Source organism: Bacillus sp. FSL L8-0358 (assembly GCF_038593095.1).
In the GTDB taxonomy this organism is placed as follows: Bacteria; Bacillota; Bacilli; order Bacillales; family Bacillaceae; genus Bacillus; species Bacillus subtilis.
This window is the reverse complement of the sequence record NZ_CP151962.1, coordinates 3,374,335-3,397,900: the sequence shown is the minus strand read 5'-3', so window position 1 is coordinate 3,397,900 and position 23,566 is coordinate 3,374,335. Positions and strand designations below refer to the sequence as shown.

Here is a 23,566-nt window from a genome sequence, read left to right as displayed (position 1 = left end):
GGATTTTTTTAAGGAATCATCCAGCTGAATACGTGATGCTGCAAAAAGGTGATGATACAAACGAGCAGCAGCAAAAACAGACTGTGTTTAATGGTAAAGCGGAAAAGATCTGACTCCTTTCCGGCGAGTCCTACGGCGGCACACGCCACCGCTATCGACTGCGGTGAAATCATTTTTCCTGTGACACCGCCTGAAGAATTGGCGGCCACAGACAGAACGGGGTCCATGCCGACTGATAATGCGGTGACTTTCTGCAGGTTGCCGAACAGCAGGTTGGCGGAAGTATCCGAGCCGGTAATGAAGACGCCGAGCCAGCCGAGAACGGGCGAAAAGAAGGTAAACATCGAACCTGTCAGCGCGAGTGTCATCCCGAGTGTCGTGCTCATTCCCGAGGAGTTGGTGACATAGGCAAAACCAACGACAGAAGCGATGGTCAAAATCGGAAGCTTCAATTCCTGGACTGTTTCTTTAAAAACGGCTCCCCAGTCTTTCCACGAAATCGCCGTGATGAACTTTGACAGCACTGCGGCAATCAATATCGCGGTGCCGGCCGAACCAAGCACCTCAAGCTTGTAAACCGCCTCAATCGGCGTACCGTCAGCATTGACAATCTGATTGTTCAAAAAAGGCACACCGGGGGCAAAAGTCAGTTTTTCTCCAACAGCATTCAGCCATTTCAAGAACACCGCAGAGCCTTCATAATGCCCGGTCAGTGCAGATTTGACAGATGGAATGCCCCATACGGAAATCATCGCCGTCAGCAGCAGAAATGGCGACCAAGCCTTAAAAATCTGTCCGCCGCTGTATGCAGGCGCTGCCGGATTTGTGCGCGCCGTTTCAATTGAGGCGGCCGACTCTTGTTCACCGGCAAACCGGAATGTTGTTTTCGGCTTCCACCATTTCAAAAACACAGCAAGCGCAGCCATTGAAACAAGAGCTGACAAAACATCGGGCAGCTCAGGCCCTAAAAAATTGGAACTGAGATATTGAACAACAGCAAAGGAAACACCGGATACGAGAATCGCCGGCCAGATCTCCAAGGCTTTCCTGAACCCGCTCATGATGATGATTAAATAAAGAGGAATAAATACGGATAAAAACGGCAGCTGCCGCCCAACCATTTGCGAAATCTCCATCGCCGGAATCCCTGTCGGCCCTTCTACGGCTGTAATTGGAATCCCAATTGCCCCAAAGGCAACCGGCGCCGTATTGGCGATCAAACAGATCCCCGCAGCATAAAGAGGATTAAAGCCGAGACCGACCAGCAGCGCGGCAGAAATGGCGACCGGCGCTCCAAAGCCTGCTGCCCCTTCTAAAAAAGCCCCGAATGAAAAAGCGATCAAGAGAGCTTGAAGCCGTCGGTCATCAGTAATCGAGAGAACAGAGCTGCGAATGATATCAAACTGTCCCGTTTTCACAGTGATTTTATACAAAAAAACAGACGTCACAATGATCCAGCCGATCGGCAACAATCCGTATACGGCTCCTTGTGTCGCGGACATCAGCGCTTTTTCCGCCGGCATCCGATAAACCAATACAGCAATGATAAGGGCGATCCCCAATGTGGCCAAGCCTGCTGTATACCCCTTCATCCGTTTAATCGCGAGTGCCCAAAAAAAGAAAATAATCGGTACAAGTGCGGCAAGCGCTGATAATAGCAAATTTCCCCCTATAGGCGTATATGCCTGTGTCCATTGCATCCCAAACCCCTCCTTGAAACATAAACTGGCGCCATATGTAAGCGGTTTCTATAGATGATATGATCATCTGATGACTGGGTAATAAGACCAGTTACCTAGCATTATATTTTGAAAAAAATCAAAGTACAAGACTTTTTGACAAAATAGTCAAAATCTTTTGGCGGCCCACAAAACAGAGTATAATAGATCGTAAACAGCCAGACCTACAAGTTACGGGGTGAATTGCATTGAAATACAAACAGATTAAAACAAAAAAAATATATGAAGAAGTAGCGGATGCACTATTAGATATGATCAAAAACGGCGAATTGAAGCCAGGGGATAAACTGGACTCTGTTCAGGCGCTTGCTGAGAGCTTTCAAGTCAGCCGTTCAGCGGTTCGCGAAGCACTTTCTGCGCTAAAGGCGATGGGGCTTGTCGAAATGAAACAGGGAGAAGGCACGTATCTGAAGGAATTTGAGCTCAATCAAATTTCTCAGCCGCTCTCAGCCGCCCTTCTGATGAAAAAAGAGGACGTCAAGCAGCTGCTCGAGGTCAGAAAACTGCTTGAAATCGGCGTGGCTTCACTAGCGGCTGAAAAAAGGACAGAAGCAGATCTCGAAAGAATTCAGGATGCACTAAAGGAAATGGGCAGCATTGAAGCGGACGGGGAGTTGGGAGAGAAAGCAGACTTTGCATTTCATCTTGCGCTTGCGGACGCTTCTCAAAATGAACTTCTTAAACACTTGATGAATCACGTGTCATCATTGCTGCTGGAAACAATGAGGGAAACGAGGAAAATCTGGCTGTTTTCCAAGAAGACCTCCGTTCAGCGGCTGTATGAGGAGCACGAACGGATTTACAATGCTGTGGCTGCCGGGAACGGTGCACAGGCGGAAGCCGCCATGCTGGCGCATTTGACGAATGTGGAAGATGTGCTTTCGGGATATTTCGAGGAAAATGTGCAATAACCAACTCATTTCCCGGGCAATTCCGCCGGTTCCGAATGATACGAACAACTGAGACTGAGCCGCAAATGGTTCAGTCTTTTTACATGAGGCAGCCAGAGAGCTTTGTGCACTTGACATTTGTGAAAAAGAAAGTAAAATATTTTACTAAATCAATGCGAGCTGAATAATGGAGGCAGATGCAATGGCGACAATTAAAGATATCGCGCAGGAAGCGGGATTTTCAATCTCAACCGTTTCCCGCGTTTTAAATAACGATGAAAGCCTTTCTGTTCCTGATGAGACACGGGAGAAAATCTATGAAGCGGCGGAAAAGCTCAATTACCGCAAAAAAACAGTAAGGCCGCTGGTGAAACATATTGCGTTTTTATATTGGCTGACAGAGAAAGAAGAATTAGAAGATGTCTATTTTAAAACGATGAGATTAGAAGTAGAGAAACTGGCGAAAGCATTCAATGTCGATATGACCACTTATAAAATAGCGGATGGAATCGAGAGCATTCCTGAACATACGGAAGGGTTTATTGCCGTTGGCACATTTTCAGATGAAGAGCTGGCTTTCCTCAGAAATCTCACTGAAAATGGCGTGTTCATCGATTCAACTCCTGATCCCGATCATTTTGACTCGGTAAGGCCCGATTTGGCACAAATGACAAAGAAGACGGTAAACATCCTGACTGAGAAGGGGCATAAGAGCATCGGTTTTATCGGCGGCACATACAAAAATCCGAATACCAATCAGGATGAAATGGACATCCGTGAACAAACCTTCAGATCCTATATGAGGGAAAAAGCCATGCTGGACGAGCGCTATATTTTCTGTCATCGCGGATTCTCTGTAGAAAACGGCTACCGCCTGATGTCAGCAGCGATCGACACATTAGGCGATCAGCTTCCGACTGCTTTTATGATTGCAGCGGACCCGATTGCAGTGGGCTGCCTGCAAGCCCTGAACGAAAAAGGAATTGCCATACCAAACAGGGTAAGCATTGTGAGTATCAACAACATCAGCTTCGCGAAGTATGTCTCGCCTCCTCTGACGACGTTTCATATTGATATACATGAATTATGTAAAAATGCTGTTCAATTACTGCTTGAACAAGTGCAGGACAAGAGAAGAACGGTAAAAACATTATATGTGGGCGCAGAATTAATCGTCAGGAAGAGTATGAATGAAGGATGACTTAGGACAACTAAGTCATTTTTTATTTAGGTAAAAAAATTTACTCAAAGAGGTAAATAGTTTGTTTACACATTTTCTCAGGCGTGCTATATTATCTTTAAAGCGCTTTCATTCCTACCGAAAGGGTGACAATCAATGAAAATGGCAAAAAAGTGTTCCGTATTCATGCTCTGCGCAGCTGTCAGTTTATCCTTGGCGGCTTGCGGCCCAAAGGAAAGCAGCAGCGCCAAATCGAGTTCAAAAGGGTCAGAGCTTGTTGTATGGGAGGATAAAGAAAAGAGCATCGGCATTAAAGACGCCGTTGCTGCGTTTGAAAAAGAGCATGATGTGAAGGTAAAAGTCGTTGAAAAACCGTATGCCAAGCAGATTGAAGATTTGCGAATGGACGGACCGGCCGGCACAGGCCCTGACGTGTTAACAATGCCAGGGGACCAAATCGGAACCGCTGTCACGGAAGGATTACTCAAGGAATTACATGTCAAAAAAGACGTTCAATCACTTTATACTGACGCTTCCATTCAGTCTCAAATGGTAGATCAAAAGCTTTATGGACTGCCAAAAGCGGTCGAAACGACTGTGCTTTTTTACAACAAAGATCTCATCTCCGAAAAGGAATTGCCCAAAACACTGGAAGAGTGGTACGGCTATTCCAAAAAGACTGCTGATGGCAGCAAATTTGGCTTTTTAGCCCTATTCGATCAAATTTATTATGCAGAAAGTGTGATGAGCGGATATGGCGGATACATTTTTGGAAAGGCCAAAGATGGGAGCTATAACCCGTCAGACATTGGAATCAATAATGAAGGAGCTGTCAAAGGTGCGGCGCTGATTCAGAAGTTTTACAAAGATGGTCTGTTCCCGGCTGGCATTATTGGAGAACAAGGGATTAACGTATTGGAATCGCTGTTCACAGAAGGAAAAGCCGCCGCAATTATTTCTGGTCCATGGAATGTAGAAGCTTTTTCGAAAGCAGGAATCAATTATGGCATTACGAAACTGCCGAAGCTGGAAAATGGGAAAAACATGAGCTCCTTTATCGGCGTCAAAAGCTACAACGTTAGTGCATTTTCAAAGAATGAAGAGCTGGCGCAAGAATTAGCCGTTTTCCTGGCAAATGAAAAAAATTCTAAAACACGATATGAAGAAACGAAAGAAGTTCCTGCTGTGAAATCCCTAGCCAATGACCCGGCTATTATGAAAAGCGAGGCGGCACGGGCTGTTACTGAACAATCCCGTTTCTCAGAGCCAACACCAAATATTCCGGAAATGAATGAAATATGGACGCCGGCTGATTCAGCATTACAGACGGTTGCAACAGGGAAGGCAGATCCGAAACAAGCATTGGACCAAGCAGCTGAAACGGCCAAAGGACAAATTAAGGCAAAGCATAGCGGAAAATAAAGAGAAAGCTAGATTTGTATTGTAAGAGAGGTGAAAACGGTGCAGCATCGTCAAGTCGCTTTGTTGCTTTCTATCATTCCGGGACTCGGGCAATTTTATAACAAGCAATGGATAAAAGGTATTGTCTTTCTTTTCTTAGGCGCATCGTTTTTTGCGGTCTTTGGAGATCTGCTCAGTATGGGGTTTTGGGGAATCTTTACACTGGGAACAGAAGTGCCGCGGGATAATTCCGTTTTTCTGCTGGCGGAAGGGATTATTGCTGTCATCGTGACCTGCTTTGGCCTTGCGGTGTATTACGTGAATCTTCGCGATGCGTTCCAAAGCGGAAAACAGCGTGATGAAAACAAGCCATTAAGTTCCTTAAAGGAACAATACCAGCATATCATTTCTGAGGGCTATCCATATGTCGTCAGCGGCCCATCTTTGTTTATTTTAATTTTCGCCGTGATCTTTCCTATCTTATTCAGCTTTGCATTAGCGTTTACAAACTATGATTTGTATCATTCTCCTCCTGCAAAATTAATTGATTGGGTCGGTTTTCAAACGTTCGCAAATATTTTCACAGTTGATATTTGGAGGTCGACTTTTTTTGATGTACTGGCTTGGACGGTGGTTTGGACACTTGCTGCATCCACACTGCAAGTCAGCTTGGGGATTTTTCTCGCGATCATTGTTAACCAGAAAGACCTTCGGTTTAAACGTTTTTTCCGGACGATTCTGATTTTGCCATGGGCCGTTCCCGGTTTTGTGACAATTTTAATTTTTGCGGGACTGTTTAATGATAGCTTCGGTGCGATGAATCACGACATCTTGGCTTTCTTCGGGATAGATCCGCTTCCGTGGATGACAGATGCCAATTGGTCGAGGCTTGCGTTGATTCTCATGCAGGGCTGGCTTGGGTTTCCGTACATCTTTCTCGTCTCAACAGGCGTATTGCAATCCATCCCGGACGATCTGTATGAAGCAGCTACGATAGATGGCGCTTCTGTCTTTTCAAAGCTGAGATACATCACGCTTCCGATGGTGTTCATTGCAATGGCTCCGATTATCATTACCCAGTTTACGTTTAATTTTAATAACTTTAATATTATCTATCTATTCAATGGCGGAGGTCCGGCTGTAACCGGATCAACAGCCGGCGGGACAGATATCCTCGTTTCATGGATTTATAAATTGACAATGCAGTCAAGCCAATATTCACTTGCTGCGGCTTTAACCATTTTATTATCTGTATTTGTTATCTCCATCGCATTGTGGCAGTTCAGAAAGACAAAGTCTTTTAAAGAGGAGGCATAAGGCATGCTGGCAGATATGAAGGTCAGGAAATATATCCGTCTCCTTTTCTCTTACTTGTTGTTAGCCTTTATGGCGGTCATCATTGTTTATCCTCTCCTTTGGACGGCAGGCGCAAGCTTTAACCCTGGCAACAGCTTAATCAGTACATCCATCATTCCGAAGCATCCAACATTCGACCATTACAAAGCATTATTTGCGGGCAAAGAAAGCCTTCAATATGTGCAGTGGTATCTCAACTCAATGAAGATCAGCCTGTTTACAATGGCAGGGTCTTTGCTCTGTGTGACGTTTACAGCCTATGCGTTTTCGCGCTTTCGCTTCAAAGGCAGGAAATACGCTTTAACGCTCTTTTTATTGCTGCAGATGATTCCTCAGTTTTCAGCTTTAATTGCCTTGTTTGTGTTGGCGCAAATCTTGGGAATGATCAATAGCCACTGGCTGCTAATCTTGCTTTATATCGGCGGCCTGATCCCTATGAATACATATTTGATGAAGGGGTACATGGATTCCATTCCGATGGATTTAGACGAAAGCGCCAAGATTGACGGAGCCAGCAGCACCAGAATCTTCTTCCAGATCATTCTGCCATTATCAAAACCGATGGCGGCAGTCGTGGCCATGAACGGCTTTACCGGTCCGCTCGGAGATTTTGTGTTGTCCTCAACCATATTGAGAACGCCTGAATCATATACATTGCCCGTCGGTCTATTCAATTTAGTGAATGATGTCATGGGGGCCAGCTATACGACATTTGCGGCCGGAGCCCTGCTTATCAGCATACCGGTTGCCGTCATCTTTATCATGCTGCAAAAGAATTTTGTGTCCGGATTAACCGCAGGCGGAACGAAGGGCTAAAAGAACAAGGAGGAGAATGTGATGTCAAAGCTTGAAAAAACGCACGTAACAAAAGCAAAATTTATGCTCCATGGGGGAGACTACAACCCCGATCAGTGGCTGGATCGGCCCGATATTTTAGCCGATGATATCAAGCTGATGAAGCTTTCTCATACGAATACGTTTTCTGTCGGCATTTTTGCATGGAGCGCACTTGAGCCGGAGGAGGGCGTATATCAATTTGAATGGCTGGATGATATTTTTGAGCGGATTCACAGTATAGGCGGCCGGGTCATATTAGCAACACCGAGCGGAGCCCGTCCGGCCTGGCTGTCGCAAACCTATCCGGAAGTTTTGCGCGTCAATGCCTCCCGCGTCAAACAGCTGCACGGCGGAAGGCACAACCACTGCCTCACATCTAAAGTCTACCGAGAAAAGACACGGCATATCAACCGCTTATTAGCAGAACGATACGGACATCACCCGGCGCTGTTAATGTGGCACATTTCAAACGAATACGGGGGAGATTGCCACTGTGATCTATGCCAGCATGCTTTCCGGGAGTGGCTGAAATCGAAATATGACAACAGCCTCAAGACATTGAATCATGCGTGGTGGACCCCTTTTTGGAGCCATACGTTCAATGACTGGTCACAAATTGAAAGCCCTTCGCCGATCGGTGAAAATGGCTTGCATGGCCTGAATTTAGATTGGCGCCGGTTCGTCACTGATCAAACGATTTCGTTTTATAAAAATGAAATCATTCCGCTGAAAGAACTGACGCCTGATATCCCTATCACAACGAATTTTATGGCTGACACACCGGATTTGATCCCGCATCAGGGCCTCGACTACAGCAAATTTGCAAAGCATGTCGATGTCATCAGCTGGGACGCTTATCCTGTCTGGCACAATGACTGGGAAAGCACAGCTGATTTGGCGATGAAGGTCGGTTTTATCAACGACCTGTACCGAAGCTTGAAGCAGCAGCCTTTCTTATTAATGGAGTGTACGCCAAGCGCGGTCAATTGGCATAACGTCAACAAGGCAAAGCGCCCGGGCATGAATCTGCTGTCATCCATGCAAATGATTGCCCACGGCTCGGACAGCGTTCTCTATTTCCAATACCGCAAATCACGGGGGTCATCAGAAAAATTACACGGAGCGGTTGTGGATCATGACAATAGCCCGAAGAACCGCGTCTTTCAAGAAGTGGCCAAGGTAGGCGAGACATTGGAACGGCTGTCCGAAGTTGTCGGAACGAAGAGGCCGGCTCAAACCGCGATTTTATATGACTGGGAAAATCATTGGGCGCTCGAGGATGCTCAGGGGTTTGCGAAGGCGACAAAACGTTATCCGCAAACGCTTCAGCAGCATTACCGCACATTCTGGGAACACGATATCCCTGTCGACGTCATCACGAAAGAACAAGATTTTTCACCATATAAACTGCTGATCGTCCCGATGCTGTATTTAATCAGCGAGGACACCATTTCCCGTTTAAAAGCGTTTACGGCTGACGGCGGTACCTTAGTCATGACGTATATCAGCGGGATTGTGAATGAGCATGACTTAACATACACAGGCGGATGGCATCCGGATCTTCAAGCTATATTTGGAGTTGAGCCTCTTGAAACGGACACCCTGTATCCGAAGGATCGAAACGCTGTCAGCTACCGCAGCCAAATATATGAAATGAAGGATTATGCAACCGTGATTGATGTAAAGACAGCTTCAGTGGAAGCGGTGTATCAAGAAGATTTTTATGCGAGCACGCCAGCGGTCACAAGCCATGAGTATCAGCAGGGCAAGGCGTATTTTATCGGCGCGCGTTTGGAGGATCAATTTCAGCGTGATTTCTATGAGGGTCTGATCACAGACCTGTCTCTTTCACCTGTTTTTCCGGTTCGGCACGGAAAAGGCGTCTCCGTACAAGCGAGGCAGGATCAGGACAATGATTATATTTTTGTCATGAATTTTACGGAAGAAAAACAGCTGGTCACGTTTGATCAGAGTGTGAAGGACATAATGACAGGAGACATGTTGTCAGGCGACCTGACGATGGAAAAGTATGAAGTGAGAATTGTCGTAAACACACATTAGGCTGATGCTCCGCTCGATATGGGCGGATTCTTTTTTCTATAGAATGAAAACGCTCACTAAGTATTAGGGGGATGAAATCATGAAAAGCAAAGTGAAAATGTTCTTTGCGGCTGCCATGGTGTGGAGTGCATGTAGTTCAACAGGATATGCCGCTGCCATTGAGAAGAAGAAGCACGTGTCAGAGCTTCGGGCAGATGATCTTTTTGTTAAAAAAGTAGAGGGGATGAACAAGGATTTTATCAAAGGGGCAGATGTATCCAGCGTTATTGCTTTGGAAAATAGCGGTGTCACCTTTTACAATACAAGCGGAAAACGCCAGGACATCTTTACAACTTTAAAACAGGCTGGGGTCAACTATGTTCGCGTCCGCATCTGGAATCACCCGTATGATTCAAATGGCAATGGGTATGGCGGGGGGAACAATGATGTTCAAAAAGCCATCGAAATCGGAAAAAGAGCGACAGCGAACGGAATGAAGGTGCTGGCCGACTTTCACTACTCTGATTTCTGGGCCGATCCAGCGAAACAAAAGGTGCCCAAAGCCTGGGCGAATCTCAGCTTTGAAGCAAAAAAAGCAAAGCTCTATGAGTATACGAAACAAAGCCTGCAAAAGATGATCAAGGAAGGCGTTGACATCGGCATGGTTCAGGTTGGAAATGAAACAACAGGAGGATTTGCCGGTGAGACTGATTGGACGAAGATGTGCCAATTATTTAATGAAGGAAGCCGAGCGGTCAGGGAGACAAATTCAAATATTTTGGTCGCCCTGCATTTTACAAATCCTGAAACGGCTGGAAGGTATTCATTTATTGCGGAAACACTCAGCAAAAACAAAGTGGATTATGATGTGTTTGCGAGCTCCTATTATCCTTTCTGGCATGGGACATTACAAAATTTGACCTCCGTGCTGAAGGCTGTTGCCAATACGTACGGCAAAAAAGTCATGGTGGCGGAGACATCGTACACCTATACCGCTGAGGATGGCGATGGGCATGGAAATACAGCACCAAAAAGCGGGCAGACGCTGCCATATCCAATTTCTGTTCAAGGCCAGGCAACTGCAGTAAGAGATGTAATGGAGGCAGTGGCGAATACGGGCAAAGCAGGACTTGGTGTTTTCTACTGGGAGCCGGCGTGGATTCCAGTCGGGCCGAAGACACAGATAGAGAAAAACAAAGTGTTATGGGAAACATACGGGTCAGGGTGGGCCTCCAGCTATGCTGCTGAATACGATCCTGAAGACGCCGGGAAGTGGTATGGGGGAAGTGCTGTAGATAATCAAGCTTTATTTGATTTTAATGGACACCCGCTGCCTTCCTTGCAAGTGTTTCAATATGCGGAGTCAGGACATATTCCAAAGAAACGCTGAAACAAAAAAATCCATGAGATGTAACAAATCATTGTTATGTCTCATGGATCATTTTATTTTACATCAACTAATATAAAACATTCGTCATCACTCTTATGATGAGCTTCCTTTTGATGCTGCAGTGATGTAAGGATTTTCTCCTTCAGGTCAGCGATTGGCGAATCAGGATGATCCTTTAGTAAATCAAATAAATAACATGAAGCCGTAGGATCCATCACGCCATCCGTATACAGAAGCAATCTTCCATCCTCCGTGTATGAAAGGCTGCTTGACTGAAACTCTAAGTCTTCAAACATCCCGATCGGAGGTGAAGTCGCGTGAAGCAGATGTTGAGTTCCGCTATCGTCCTGCCAAAGTGCCGGCGGATGCCCTGCGTTGACATAATCAATTCTTTGCCGTGCTATATCAATCTCGAGATAAATAGCAGTGCAATAATGTCTTGCTTCCTCATCATTTTGAAACAAGCTGTGAAGGTGCCGGTCCAATTCCTTCATAACTTTAACGGGGCTGAGACCTTGCGTGATCTGACGCTGGAACAAAGGATGAAGAGACATCGTAATCAATGCAGATGAAATTCCGTGCCCCATCACATCAAGGATAATAATGCCGTAACGGTGTTCATCGATTTGATAATATCCGTAAAGATCACCTGACAATTCACTCGATGCATTGTAATAAGAGTCAATCTGAACCAGATCGTTTACAATCGGTTCAGTCAACGAGTTTTTCTGGATCTTTCTGGCGAGTTCAAGCTCTCTTTTGGTGTTTAATTTAAATTGTTGATTTTGTTTATTGATCTCAAGAAGTTCTTCTTGTTTTGCTTTCAGCGTTTCCAAGGCAATTTCTAACTCCGCATTGGCTTTCTGTTTGGCAAGCAAAGCTTCCTGAGCCTCATTTCTGGCTATCAGCAGCTCATTTTCATATTCATTTCGCTTTCGCATTGGAATCAGAACACACTCGGTGACAGATGCTCCGCGATCAGCTCTTACAACCGCATTGATAAGGACGGGAATTTCTTCTCCATCTCTAGCTTTCAGGGAAATGTATATTTCTTCGATGTGATGCTCTAATTTCAAAAGCGGAAAAAAATAAAGCTGGCAGAAAAGCTGTGCGGGAATGGTCAACATCATATTCATATGCTGGCCGATAACCTGCTCCGGCTCATAATCCAGAATCTTGATAAGGGTACGGTTGGCAGCTATGATCGACCCCTCTTCTGACAAAGCGAGGAAACCGCATGGTGCATCATTCAATTGTTTGTCCATCTAAGAGGGTCACCTCTATCCCTTTCGTTCCTATATCACACGTGTGCTTTTAAATAATTGCCGATCAGCTGTATCGTCTCATCTGGATGGCTCATATGAGGGCAATGTCCGCGAGCCTCCATTTGTTTCAGACTGCTATAAGGCAGATGCTGATGCATATACTTACCTACTGTTGCAGGTGCGATGATATCATCTGCACATTGGAGAATAAGAGAGGGAACCGTTACCTTCGAAAGATCCTCTCGGTGATCAGAAAAAAACGCCGCTTTCGCGAATTGGCGGGCAATGACAGGATCAGTAGAACAAAAACGGCTTTCAAGCTCTTCCTTAATTTCAGGCCGATCTGGCTGATTCAGAACGGTTGCCGCAAATACAGTTGCCCAGCCGATATAATTTTTCTCCATCATCTCCAGCAAGCCAAGGAGCTGCTCCTCTTCAAATCCTCCGTAATACTCAGGCGGATCATTCAAATAGCAAGGAGAAGGCCCCACCATCACCAGATGGGAAAAAAGCTCCGGGCGGCGGATGGATGCAAGCATCCCAATCAAGGCCCCGACGGAGTGCCCCACAAACACGGTTTCCTTCAGATCTAAAGCTTCACAAACATCAAGAACATCCTGGGCATAGCCGTCAAGTGTCTGGTAACGATTCAGGTCATATGCGCGCAAATCTGAATGTCCCGAACCGACGTAATCAAATAAAATCACCCGATGATCTTCTTCAAAGGCAGGTGCCACGGCATTCCACACGCTTTGATCGCATCCAAAACCAGGTGCGAACATGATAGATGCTTTGCCGCTGCCTTTCACCTTCACATGATTTCTAGACAAAATCGCTTCGTTCATGATTGGCTCCTTTCAGCCGGAAAGTAATATAAAGTTCAATATGTCTATCATAACACTCGGATGGTTTGAAGAGTGTATCTTTCTATGAATGTCACAGCAGTTTAAAAGAAAGAGGACATGGGAGATAGAAAAGATGGATGAATTGGAAGATGCAGGAGGAGGATTGCCTAGACACCGGCGGTGAGAAAGAAAATGACATTTGTCACTCCATCATCATGACACCCCATACTAACATCGTCTTCTCCGTCATTTTACAATCAATGTAAACGATCAGGAGGTGCTCATGTGATGAAAGAAGCAGTAACAGTAAGCAACGTGACAAAACATTTCCAGCGAAAAACCGCTGTAAACAACATCAGCTTCAGTATTGAAAAAGGAGAAATTGCAGCCATTCTCGGGCCAAATGGGGCAGGGAAGACGACCGTCATCTCTATGATATTAGGATTGCTGAAACCGAGTGAGGGAGAAATCAAACTATTTAACGGGGTTCCTGATGATCAACAGGTTCGTGAAAAAATAGGTGTAATGCTTCAGGAAGTGAGTGTCATGCCGGGCCTTAAGGTGGATGAAATCCTTGAACTCTTCCGGAGCTATTATCCGAATCCATTGTCCATAAAAGAACTCGTTTCGTTAACAGCACTCACCAAAGAAGATTTGAAAACAAGAGCAGAAAAATTATCCGGCGGACAAAAACGCCGTTTGAGCTTTGCTTTGGCTCTTGCCGGGAACCCGGAGCTGCTTATACTTGATGAACCGACAGTCGGCATGGACACTTCATCAAGACACCGATTCTGGCAGACCATTCACGGACTGTCGGACCAAGGAAAAACGATTATTTTTTCAACTCATTATTTACAAGAAGCAGACGATGCCGCACAGCGAATCCTATTTTTTACTGAAGGACAGCTTGTTGCAGACGACTCACCAATGCAAATCCGCTCAAGAATTCAAAAACAGTCTGTTTCCTTTACGCTTCATCCAAGTGAATCATTGGAAAGGCTGTCTTGTCACCCGGAAGTCGAGAGAGTGATCCACGAGCATGAGAGAACCATCATCCAGACATCAAATACAGACAAAGTGTTGGCGCTGATCTTTCAAGAAAACATCCCAGCACGAGATATTCGAATTGAGCAAGCGACGCTCGATGAGGCATTTCGCCAGCTGGCTGACGGCAACAGGGAGGCGATGTGAGTGAACATGCTGCAAAAGCAAAGCATCGCTGAAATGAAAAGGGTGCTTAGGAACAAGTACTTTGTGCTTTGGTCTCTGATCATGCCGATTGCCTTTTATTATTTCTTTACAAATGTAGTGAATACCAACGTCCCTGATCAACGTGCATGGGAAGCCCATTACCTGATGTCGATGACAGTCTTCAGCGTGATGGGTTCCTCTATCATGACGCTTGGCATCCGAATGGTACAAGAACGGTCACAAGGCTGGGCCGCCTTTATCCGCCTTACGCCTCTTCAGGATCATATCTATTTATCAGCTCAGATGATCGGCCAAAGTGTCATTCACGTTTTATCGATTACCGTCATATTTCTGTTCGGCGCAATCATCAATGATATTGCCTTGTCACCGTTTGAATGGATGATGAGCGGACTGTGGATTTTGTTTGGCGCATTGCCTTTTTTAGCATTAGGCACACTAATCGGCCTCATGAGAAAAGTAGAAACAGCGGCCGGAATCAGTAATGTGCTTTATATGCTGCTGGCTTTAGGCGGAGGGATGTGGATGCCATTTGAGGTCATGCCTGACATGATGCAGAACATTGGCCAGTGGCTTCCGTCTTATCATTTCGGGAGCGGAGCGTGGGAACTTGTCCGGGGTGGGAGTCCGACTTGGAAAAATATTCTGATATTAATCGCTTATATGATGCTCTTCATGCTACTATCTAAATATATAAGAAGAAAACAAGAAGCGGTGTAATACATGAAAAAGGCAATATCTATTTTCCCGAAGGAATTCGGGTTTTTCCCTTATATCTTTCTGGTGTATACGATTATGCCGTTCCTCTCTTTATTAAAAGAATCAGGTGTCAAACAGGGGATCGGATATGGCATGCTGCTCCTTTTTGTAGCGGCATATCGCCAGTTATTCTGCAGCGTGGGCAAAGCTTCGTTTACATATTGGCTTATCGTGCAAATGGCGGTTATTTTGATGTATAGTGTGTTTTACAATATCACCTATATTTACTTAGGTTTTTTCCCGGCAAACTTTGTTGGTTATTATAAAGAGAAAACGAATTTTAACCGTGCGTTCTGCGCTTTAATCTTTATACTGCTTTTTCCATGTCTATACCAATTTATCGCGAATTCGGTCTCGCTCCGGGAGCTTTTTTCTGTTCTCCCGTTTCTCGTCATTATGCTCATTTCTCCATTCGGCATTCGTTCTATGTTTCGGAGAATTGAGCTTGAAAATAAGCTTGCACAAGCCAACGAACAGATAAAAGAACTCTCTAAAAGAGAGGAGCGTGTTCGAATCGCCCGTGATCTTCACGATACTCTTGGTCACACCCTGTCGCTGCTTACATTAAAAAGCCAGCTCATTCAGCGGCTGGCTGCATCTGATCCAGAACGGACCAAGCTTGAGGCAAAAGAAATGGAAACCAGTTCACGCTCCGCACTCAAGCAAGTTCGAGAGCTGGTTTCTGATATGAGAACAGTCACGATAACAGAGGAGCTCGTAAACATTCAGCACATATTAAGAGCGGGGAACATTACCTTTCAATACGAAGGAGCCGACGACTTTTCAGTGATATCTCCCGTCACTCAAAATATTATCAGTATGTGTATGCGGGAAGCCGTGACTAACATTATCAAGCACAGCAAAGCAACCCACTGTGCCATCACCATTTCTCAGTTTGCTGACAAAATGAGGATCGTGATACGGGATGACGGAAAGGGAGCGCCGAAGGAGAAAATGTTTGGGAATGGCCTGCGGGGAATGGAGGAACGGCTCATGCTCATTGAAGGGGGATTAACGGTTTCAGATCATAACGGAACGGTTGTGGCACTGACGATTCCGCTTATTAAAAAAGCAGAATGATTGGAGGACGAAAAGAATGATTCGTCTGTTTATTGCTGAGGACCAGCGAATGCTTTTAGGCGCTTTGGGATCTCTGCTTGATTTAGAAGAGGATATGACAGTCATCGGACAAGCATTGAACGGGGAAGAGGCGCTACATGCTATTTTGAAGCTGGAGCCGGATGTATGCATTATGGACATTGAAATGCCGGTTCGAAGTGGGCTGGATGTGGCAGAGGAATTAATGAAAAAAGGCTGCGTCAGCAAGGTCATTATTTTAACCACCTTTGCCCGCCCCGGATATTTTGAACGTGCCGTAAAAGCCGGTGCACATGGCTATCTGCTGAAAGACGGCGAAATTGACGATCTGGCCGATGCCATTCGAAAATGTGTAAAGGGAAAACGTGTCTTCAGCCCCGAGCTGACGTTTAATATGATGCGAGACGAAAATCCGCTAACCGTTAGAGAGCAAGAAATTCTGAGGCTTGCGGCTTTAGGTAAGACAACAAAAGACATTACGCTGGAGCTCTATTTATCTCAAGGCACAGTTCGAAACTATATCTCAGAAATCATCCAAAAGCTTAATGCGAAAAATCGGACAGAAGCCGCCAGCATCGCTGAGGAAAAGGGCTGGATTTAACCATATACTGCACTCCTGGGAGATCGGGAGTGTTTTTGATATGCCACAAATGAAAATATCCCTAGAAAACCCTTTCCTTCCATTGTCAGAATAGTGTACGATATTCATATAGTTATTTTAACTCAGGTCATCAGATGACCTGATCATATATTGGGGATGAGAGAGGGGTTCATCATGAAAGTCTCACTTTTTGTCACTTGTCTTGTTGATATGTTTCAAACAAATGTCGGAAAAGCAACGGTTGAGCTGCTGGAGCGGCTTGGGTGTGAGGTTGATTTTCCGGAAGGGCAGATTTGCTGCGGACAGCCGGCTTACAACAGCGGCTATGTACATGACGCCAAAAAAGCAATGAAACGGATGATCGAAACGTTTCAGGATTCCGAATATGTTGTCAGTCCTTCCGGTTCCTGCACAACGATGTTCCAGGAATACCCGCACTTATTTGCGGATGACCCGAAATGGGCCGATAAAGCGCAAAAGCTGGCGGATAAAACGTATGAACTGACAGATTTTATCGTGAACGTCCTTGGGGTAGAGGATGTCGGCGCGACCCTTCATACAAAAGCGACCTTACATACGTCGTGCCATATGACTAGGCTGCTGGGTGTTCGGGAGGAACCGATGAAGCTGTTGAGCCATGTGAAGGGCCTGCAGTTTACAGAGCTTCCGGGCAAACATAACTGCTGCGGATTTGGAGGAACGTTCTCCGTCAAGATGGCGCAGATTTCCGAGCAGATGGTTGATGAAAAAGTCGAATGTGTGGAGGAAACGGGAGCAGAGGTGCTGATCGGTGCTGACTGCGGCTGTTTGATGAATATCGGGGGACGGCTTGACCGAAAAGATAAGAATGTCAAAGTGATGCACATCGCCGAAGTGCTCAACAGCAGATAAAACTGGATTCAGAGGGGGAAAGGATCATGGCGATGAAAATCGGTACTGACGCTTTTAAAGAGCGGGTATCACAGGGGATTGATAATGAATTTATGAGAGGCGCTGTTTCGGGTGCACAGGAGCGTCTGCGGACGCGGCGCCTAGAGGCAGCAGAAGAACTGGGAAACTGGGAGGAGTGGCGCTCATTATCAGAGGAAATCAGGCAGCATGTCCTTGAAAACCTTGATTTCTATCTTGGACAGCTTGCCGAAAATGTGGCGAAAAGAGGCGGACATGTCTATTTCGCGGAAACAGCGGAAGAGGCGTCTTCTTATATTCGTGATGTCATTCAAAAGAAGAACGGGAAAAAGATTGTGAAATCTAAATCAATGGTCACAGAGGAAATCAATCTGAATGAGGTGCTGGAGAAGGAAGGCTGTGAAGTCGTAGAAACCGATCTCGGCGAGTACATTTTGCAGATTGATGATCACGATCCGCCGTCACATATCGTAGCGCCCGCCCTTCATAAAAATAAAGAGCAGATACGCGATGTGTTTAAAGAAAGACTGGACTATCAACATACAGAAAAACCGGAAGAGCTGGTGATGCATGCGCGCGCCATTCTCCGGAAAAAGTTTCTGGAAGCGGATATCGGCATTACTGGCTGTAACTTCGCCATCGCTGACACGGGTTCCGTCAGCCTTGTGACCAATGAAGGAAATGGACGGCTTGTGAGCACCTTGCCGAAAACACAAATTACCGTCATGGGAATGGAGCGGATTGTCCCGTCATTTTCTGAATTTGAAGTGCTAGTCAGCATGCTGACAAGAAGTGCTGTCGGACAGCGGCTGACAAGTTATATTACAGCTTTGACGGGTCCGAAGCTGGAAGGTGAAGTGGACGGTCCGGAAGAATTCCATCTTGTCATCGTTGACAATGGACGATCCAATATCCTTGGAACGGAATTCCAGTCTGTGCTGCAATGTATCCGCTGTGCCGCCTGTATCAATGTCTGTCCTGTGTACCGCCATGTCGGCGGACATTCATACGGCTCAATCTACTCGGGGCCGATCGGAGCGGTTTTATCGCCGTTGCTCGGCGGTTATGACGATTATAAGGAGCTGCCGTACGCGTCTTCACTGTGCGCTGCTTGTTCAGAAGCCTGCCCGGTCAAAATCCCGCTTCATGAGCTGCTACTCAAGCATCGTCAGAATATCGTCGAAAAAGAAGGAAGAGCGCCGATCAGTGAAAAGCTTGCAATGAAAGCATTCGGACTTGGCGCATCCTCTTTATCACTTTACAAAATGGGCTCAAAATGGGCGCCGGCCGCCATGACGCCTTTTACAGAGGACGAAAAAATTTCGAAAGGGCCCGGCCCGCTTAAAAATTGGACCCAGATCCGCGACTTCCCGGCACCGCATAAATCGAGATTCAGAGACTGGTTTGCGGACAGAGAAACAAGTGAACGCACGAAGGAGGAGCAGTGATGACGAAGGGAACCATTCAGAATCAAGAGAGCTTTTTAAACCGAATCGCATCCAGCCTGGGCCGAGAAAGAAGAACAGGAGGCGTGTCAGTCCCTGAATGGGCGCATCAGCCGCAATATAAAACACTTGAAGGATATTCAGCGGATGACTTAGTCACAGTGCTCAAAAACCATTGTGTCAAAATCCATACAGAGCTGATTGAAACGGATTCAACCGGCCTTTACGATGCCCTGCGTGAGCAAGTCAGCCGCTTTTCCGGAGGCCCTGTCATCATTCCGAAGGACCCCCGCTTTGAAGAATACGGACTGAAAAGCCTGCTCAACAAGGACTGGCCGAGTGAAGGAACGCCGGTCTGGGAGTGGGATGCTGACAAAGGCGAGGACAATATCAAAAAAGCGGAGCAAGCCAATGTAGGGATTACATTCAGCGAAATGACATTGGCTGAGTCGGGGACGGTTGTCCTCTTCTCCTCAAAAGACATCGGCCGATCTGTCAGCCTTCTGCCGACGACTTATATTGCGATCGTGCCGAAATCAAGCATTGTACCGAGAATGACACAATCCAGTGATATCATCCGCCAAAACATTGCGGACGGTGTCACTGTTCCTTCATGTATCAACTACATTACCGGACCGAGCAACTCAGCAGACATTGAAATGGATTTAGTTGTAGGAGTGCACGGACCTGTAAAGGCAGCATATATTCTCGTCTCTGACCGCTGAACTCAGGAAGCCCGGCAGGCATATGCCGGGCTTTTTGCTTGAAAAAAACTTCAACTTCCAATTTTTTGGCCGATGAGAAGAGTATGACTTGAAATAGGAGGAAATGCGATGAAAAAATGGCTGATCATAGCGGTTTCACTGGCGATTGCGATTGTTCTGTTTATGTATACAAAAACAGAAGCGAAGGCAGCCGGAATGACACTAGGCTACACGACTGGGGATACGGCTTCATACAATTCTCTTACGAAATATCATACATACATGAATGCCATCGCAACCGATACGTTTGCGTTTGAAAAAAACGGACATGTGATTGGCGATGCCCCAACTAAGCAGCTGACATATGCGAAAAAGAAAAAAATCAAGACATGGGCTGTCATTTCAAACTATAATGATGCCATTTATGATTTTGACGGAGATTTAGCGAGTCGGGTCATGAGCAATAAAACAGCGAAAAAACGATTCGCAGATCAGTTAATTACACTGGCCAAAAAGCACTCATATTACGGAATCAATATCGATTTTGAAGCAGTAAATCCAGAAGACCGCGCTGCGTACTCGAACTTCATTCAATATGTCTCACAGGCTTTGAATAAGAAACATATTAAAACAATGGTATCCGTTCCGGCCAAAAGCGCCGATGATAAAAATGATGACTGGAGCTGGCCGTATGATTATGCGAAAATCGGCAAATATGCCGACTTCGTACAAGTCATGACCTACGACGAACATGGCATTTGGGGTGAGCCGGGGTCAGTGGCAAGCACAAACTGGATCAAAAGCTCTCTGCAGTTTTCAGTCAAAAAGATCAAAGCCAATAAAGTCATCATGGGAATCCCTGCGTACGGCTATGACTGGGATGTAAAAGACGGAAGTACCAGCACAATAAGGGAATGGAATGAGCTTAAATCCCTCATCAAAAAACAAAAAGCAAAGCCGGCATTCAACAAAGAATCAGGCTCGATGACGTTTTCTTATGTTGACAAAAAGAAGCATAAACATGTTGTGTGGTATGAAAACGAAAAAACCGTTCAAACGAAAAGCCATCTGGCAAAGCAATATAAAATAGCAGGTGTTTCAGTTTACGCATTAGGAAACGAGTCAGAATCCTTTTGGAAAGCCATTCGAAAAGGGACAAAATAACAGTTTCTTTTTTCTCTGAAGTTATTGACAGTTAAAAGAGAAGCACGTATATTATGTTAATATATTCAGATCATAAAATTTGAGTTTTTCAGAAAACTAAAACACATAGATTGGGAGCAGTAAAAGAAAGTGATCAGAACAGAGAGCTGCGGGGTGGTGCGACGCAGCCTGATTCTTCTTTGAACTCGCCCGGGAGTGGTAAGACGGAACGGAATAGATTGAATATTCCCTATGTTTTAACGGCTAACCTTCGTTACAGGTCAAAAGCAGGATTCTTCATGAAGAATCAACAAGAGTGGTACCGCGGTCAGCCGAAGGCTCGTCGTCTCTTTATCTATTAGATTAGGTAGGAGACGGCGGGCTTTTTTGTTTTTGAAAACGAGAAGGAGAGGTAGAAGAGGATGAAAAACGACAATCAAACGTTAAAACGCACGATGACGTCCCGCCATATTATGATGATGGCGCTGGGCGGAGCAATCGGCGCAGGTTTATTTAAGGGGAGCAGCTCAGCGATCGATGTGGCAGGGCCATCTGTCATTATCGTATACCTGCTCGGCGGGATTATTTTGCTGTTTATTATGCAGGGGCTGGCGGAAATGGCTGTTCGAAACCGTAACGCCAGAACCTTCCGTGATCTTGTCCAGCAGGTATTGGGAAATTACGCCGCTTACTTTTTGGACTGGATCTACTGGAAAATGTGGGTGCTTAACATTGCGGCTGAAGCTGTTGTAGCTGCGATTTTCATTCAATATTGGCTGCCGGGCTGCCCGATCTGGGTGTTGGCATTAGGAATTTCTCTTATCGTCACGATTGTAAACTTGCTTTCTGTTAAAATCTTCGCCGAAACTGAATATTGGCTGGCAATGATCAAGATTACCGTTATTATTATCTTTATTATTCTGGGATTGCTGCTCTTATTTGTATCTTTCGGTGATCATACAGCATCCGGATTTTCCAACCTGACAGACCACGGCGGATTTTTCCCGCACGGCGGCACAGGGCTGATCACGGCGATGCTTGTCGTCATCTACTCTTACGGCGGTACAGAAATTATCGGTGTAACGCTTGCAGAGACAAAAAATCCGGAAAAGGTTGTTCCGAAAGCTGTCCGCAGCACACTGACACGGATTGTCGCGTTTTACCTGCTGCCGTTTTTCATCATCGTCAGCCTGATTCCATGGAACCAAGTCAATTCCGTTCCGGAAAGTCCTTTCGTGATGGTCTTTAAAATGGTAGGCATTCCGGGCGCGGATCATATCATGAATGCAGTCATCCTGTTGGCGATCATTTCTTCTATGAATTCAGGTTTATACGGATCATCACGCATTTTGTATACACAGGCAAGTGACGGAAGGCTTCCAAAGGTCTTCTCTAAGCTTTCATCGAAAAACGTACCGATGTTTGCGATTCTGATGTGCACTTCTTCTCTCTATATTGGCGTATTGATTTCTCTGTTCGCAGGAAGCCAAACATTTAATTATTTAATGGGATCATTGGGATATACCGTTTTATTCATTTGGCTGATCATCGGATTCGCCCATTTGAAATCGAGAAAACAGCAAACGGAAACACCGGCCTATTATGTAAAATGGTTCCCGTACACGACATGGTTTGCGATTGTGGCACTACTCGCCATTCTGATCGGGGTCATCATGACAACATCAATTGTCATTACCGGCATTACTGCGGCGATCTACCTTTTGATTACAGTTGCATATTTGGTTAAAGGACGCAAGCATCAGTAAATAAGAAACCCTCTTGCCGCATCCGGCAAGAGGGTTTTTATTATTGTGCAGCTTTCTCGTTTATACCAATCGCCGCTGCTTTCTGCGCTTTTGATTTTGTATTCACGAGACAGATGCTCGTGACAATCAGCAGCAGCCCTGCCAAGAGGCTAAGGGTGAGCGGTTCATGCAGGAAAATGGAGCTGGCCACGATTGATATGAGCGGAATCAAAAAAGTATAAGATGCGACCTTGCTTGCTTCTCCTGAACCGACAAGCGTAAAAAAGACAAGCCAGCCGAGCGCGATAACGAATACGGAGATGAACAGCAGGCTCGTAATAAACGGAGCTGTCCATTGGATCGCCGAAAAGCTTTCTGTCCAAAAGCCGGATATAAGCAGAAACACGCTTCCGATCGTCAGCTGCAGAGCGACCATCCAGATGGAATCGACGCGGCTGCCTGTTTTTTTCATATATACCGTCCCGAGCGCCCAGCTGATTGCGGAGCCGAGAGCCAGCAGAACCCCAATGACAGAAATATGCCCGCCAAAGCCCGCAGCACTAATGACGGCTACTCCCGCAAAACCGAGGATGAGGCCGATCACTTTCATTACAAACATGGATTCGCCGAGCCACAGCCAAGAAAATACACCCATCAGAACAGGCTGGAAGAAGACGATTGCAGAAAACAAGCCGGCCGGAAGATAATTCAGCCCGATCGTTTGCAGGCCGTAGAATAACGTAATATTTAAAAGAGCAGAAACAAGATAAATCGGCCACGTTTCTTTTAAGCGTAATTTATGAATACGCGGCAGTGCGACAATGACTAATAAAAGCCCGCCGATCAGCGTTCGGATGCCCGCGAACAATAACGGCGGAGAATAGGCGAGCGCGGCTTTGGACAGCGGCCAATTGACGCCCCACATGATGACGAGAAATGCGAGCAGGAGAGCTGTCCGCGTTTTTGAGAGCTGCTTCATTGTTATTCACTCCTTGTGGAACTTTTCCATC

At 45.9% G+C, this 23,566-nt stretch carries 20 protein-coding genes and 1 other annotated feature; of the genes, 16 read left to right on the top strand and 4 right to left on the bottom strand.

Annotated features, from left to right (window positions below):
- Positions 1 to 8: 8 nt before the first annotated feature.
- Positions 9 to 1,700 carry an L-lactate permease LutP gene (gene lutP / locus NYE49_RS17520; protein ID WP_015384690.1) on the bottom strand — a complete coding sequence of 564 codons (1,692 nt, stop codon included), beginning with the start codon at positions 1,698 to 1,700 and terminating at the stop codon, positions 9 to 11.
- 227 nt (positions 1,701 to 1,927) lie between these two features.
- On the opposite strand from lutP, the gene lutR reads away from it, so the two are divergent.
- The 7 genes from lutR to ganB all read left to right on the top strand — a co-directional run bounded on the left by lutR (position 1,928) and on the right by ganB (position 10,833).
- The gene (lutR, locus tag NYE49_RS17515; protein WP_003228277.1) at positions 1,928 to 2,650 is read left to right on the top strand and encodes an L-lactate utilization/bacilysin biosynthesis transcriptional regulator LutR; all 723 of its coding nucleotides are present in this window, start codon (positions 1,928 to 1,930) and stop codon (positions 2,648 to 2,650) included.
- 181 nt (positions 2,651 to 2,831) lie between these two features.
- Positions 2,832 to 3,830, top strand: a complete 999-nt coding sequence (ganR, locus tag NYE49_RS17510; protein WP_047183219.1) for a galactan degradation operon transcriptional regulator GanR — start codon at positions 2,832 to 2,834, stop codon at positions 3,828 to 3,830.
- A 135-nt stretch (positions 3,831 to 3,965) separates the two neighbouring features.
- Positions 3,966 to 5,231: an arabinogalactan oligomer ABC transporter substrate-binding protein GanS gene (ganS, locus tag NYE49_RS17505; protein WP_047183218.1), complete on the top strand. Its 1,266-nt coding sequence runs from the start codon at positions 3,966 to 3,968 to the stop codon at positions 5,229 to 5,231.
- A 39-nt stretch (positions 5,232 to 5,270) separates the two neighbouring features.
- A complete protein-coding gene (gene ganP, locus NYE49_RS17500) occupies positions 5,271 to 6,527 on the top strand; it encodes an arabinogalactan oligomer ABC transporter permease GanP (protein WP_047183217.1) in 1,257 nt (418 codons plus the stop codon).
- Positions 6,528 to 6,530: 3 nt separating this feature from the next.
- Complete coding sequence (gene ganQ / locus NYE49_RS17495) at positions 6,531 to 7,382, top strand: arabinogalactan oligomer ABC transporter permease GanQ (protein ID WP_080344230.1); 852 nt, start codon at positions 6,531 to 6,533, stop codon at positions 7,380 to 7,382.
- Between the two features lie 18 nt (positions 7,383 to 7,400).
- Positions 7,401 to 9,464 (top strand): beta-galactosidase GanA, encoded by a 2,064-nt coding sequence (gene ganA, locus NYE49_RS17490; RefSeq protein WP_080344229.1) that lies wholly within the window; start codon positions 7,401 to 7,403, stop codon positions 9,462 to 9,464.
- Between the two features lie 79 nt (positions 9,465 to 9,543).
- On the top strand, positions 9,544 to 10,833 hold the full coding sequence (gene ganB / locus NYE49_RS17485) for an arabinogalactan endo-beta-1,4-galactanase (protein WP_047183215.1): 1,290 nt from the start codon (positions 9,544 to 9,546) through the stop codon (positions 10,831 to 10,833).
- Positions 10,834 to 10,886: 53 nt separating this feature from the next.
- Here the strand turns inward: ganB and rsbP are convergent, their stop codons facing one another.
- Positions 10,887 to 12,098, bottom strand: coding sequence for a phosphoserine phosphatase RsbP (gene rsbP / locus NYE49_RS17480; protein ID WP_047183214.1), 1,212 nt, complete (start codon positions 12,096 to 12,098; stop codon positions 10,887 to 10,889).
- Positions 12,099 to 12,133: 35 nt separating this feature from the next.
- Positions 12,134 to 12,943: a sigma factor SigB/phosphatase RsbP regulator RsbQ gene (gene rsbQ, locus NYE49_RS17475; protein WP_015384681.1), complete on the bottom strand. Its 810-nt coding sequence runs from the start codon at positions 12,941 to 12,943 to the stop codon at positions 12,134 to 12,136.
- Between the two features lie 285 nt (positions 12,944 to 13,228).
- On the opposite strand from rsbQ, the gene NYE49_RS17470 reads away from it, so the two are divergent.
- The 9 genes from NYE49_RS17470 to NYE49_RS17430 all read left to right on the top strand — a co-directional run bounded on the left by NYE49_RS17470 (position 13,229) and on the right by NYE49_RS17430 (position 22,577).
- Positions 13,229 to 14,134, top strand: coding sequence for an ABC transporter ATP-binding protein (locus NYE49_RS17470; RefSeq protein WP_080030692.1), 906 nt, complete (start codon positions 13,229 to 13,231; stop codon positions 14,132 to 14,134).
- Entirely contained in the window at positions 14,135 to 14,872 is a 738-nt protein-coding gene (locus NYE49_RS17465; protein WP_015384679.1) for an ABC transporter permease, read from the top strand.
- 3 nt (positions 14,873 to 14,875) lie between these two features.
- Positions 14,876 to 15,991 (top strand): two-component system sensor histidine kinase YvfT, encoded by a 1,116-nt coding sequence (gene yvfT, locus NYE49_RS17460; RefSeq protein WP_047183213.1) that lies wholly within the window; start codon positions 14,876 to 14,878, stop codon positions 15,989 to 15,991.
- Positions 15,992 to 16,007: 16 nt separating this feature from the next.
- Positions 16,008 to 16,610, top strand: coding sequence for a two-component system response regulator YvfU (yvfU, locus tag NYE49_RS17455; RefSeq protein WP_015251201.1), 603 nt, complete (start codon positions 16,008 to 16,010; stop codon positions 16,608 to 16,610).
- A gap of 174 nt (positions 16,611 to 16,784) precedes the next feature.
- Positions 16,785 to 17,501, top strand: coding sequence for a lactate utilization iron-sulfur protein LutA (gene lutA / locus NYE49_RS17450; RefSeq protein ID WP_047183212.1), 717 nt, complete (start codon positions 16,785 to 16,787; stop codon positions 17,499 to 17,501).
- Positions 17,502 to 17,527: 26 nt separating this feature from the next.
- Complete coding sequence (gene lutB, locus NYE49_RS17445; protein WP_014480926.1) at positions 17,528 to 18,967, top strand: lactate utilization iron-sulfur protein LutB; 1,440 nt, start codon at positions 17,528 to 17,530, stop codon at positions 18,965 to 18,967.
- Entirely contained in the window at positions 18,967 to 19,689 is a 723-nt protein-coding gene (gene lutC, locus NYE49_RS17440; protein ID WP_047183211.1) for a lactate utilization protein LutC, read from the top strand. Before lutB ends, lutC begins: the two co-directional genes overlap by 1 nt.
- A 108-nt stretch (positions 19,690 to 19,797) precedes the next feature.
- Entirely contained in the window at positions 19,798 to 20,832 is a 1,035-nt protein-coding gene (locus NYE49_RS17435) for a glycoside hydrolase family 18 protein (protein WP_174616673.1), read from the top strand.
- A gap of 97 nt (positions 20,833 to 20,929) precedes the next feature.
- Positions 20,930 to 21,165, top strand: a binding site (T-box leader).
- A 68-nt stretch (positions 21,166 to 21,233) separates the two neighbouring features.
- Entirely contained in the window at positions 21,234 to 22,577 is a 1,344-nt protein-coding gene (locus tag NYE49_RS17430; RefSeq protein WP_174616674.1) for an amino acid permease, read from the top strand.
- Between the two features lie 40 nt (positions 22,578 to 22,617).
- Here NYE49_RS17430 and NYE49_RS17425 read toward each other — a convergent pair whose 3' ends face one another.
- Entirely contained in the window at positions 22,618 to 23,535 is a 918-nt protein-coding gene (locus tag NYE49_RS17425; RefSeq protein ID WP_029946021.1) for a DMT family transporter, read from the bottom strand.
- Positions 23,536 to 23,566: the final 31 nt, after the last annotated feature.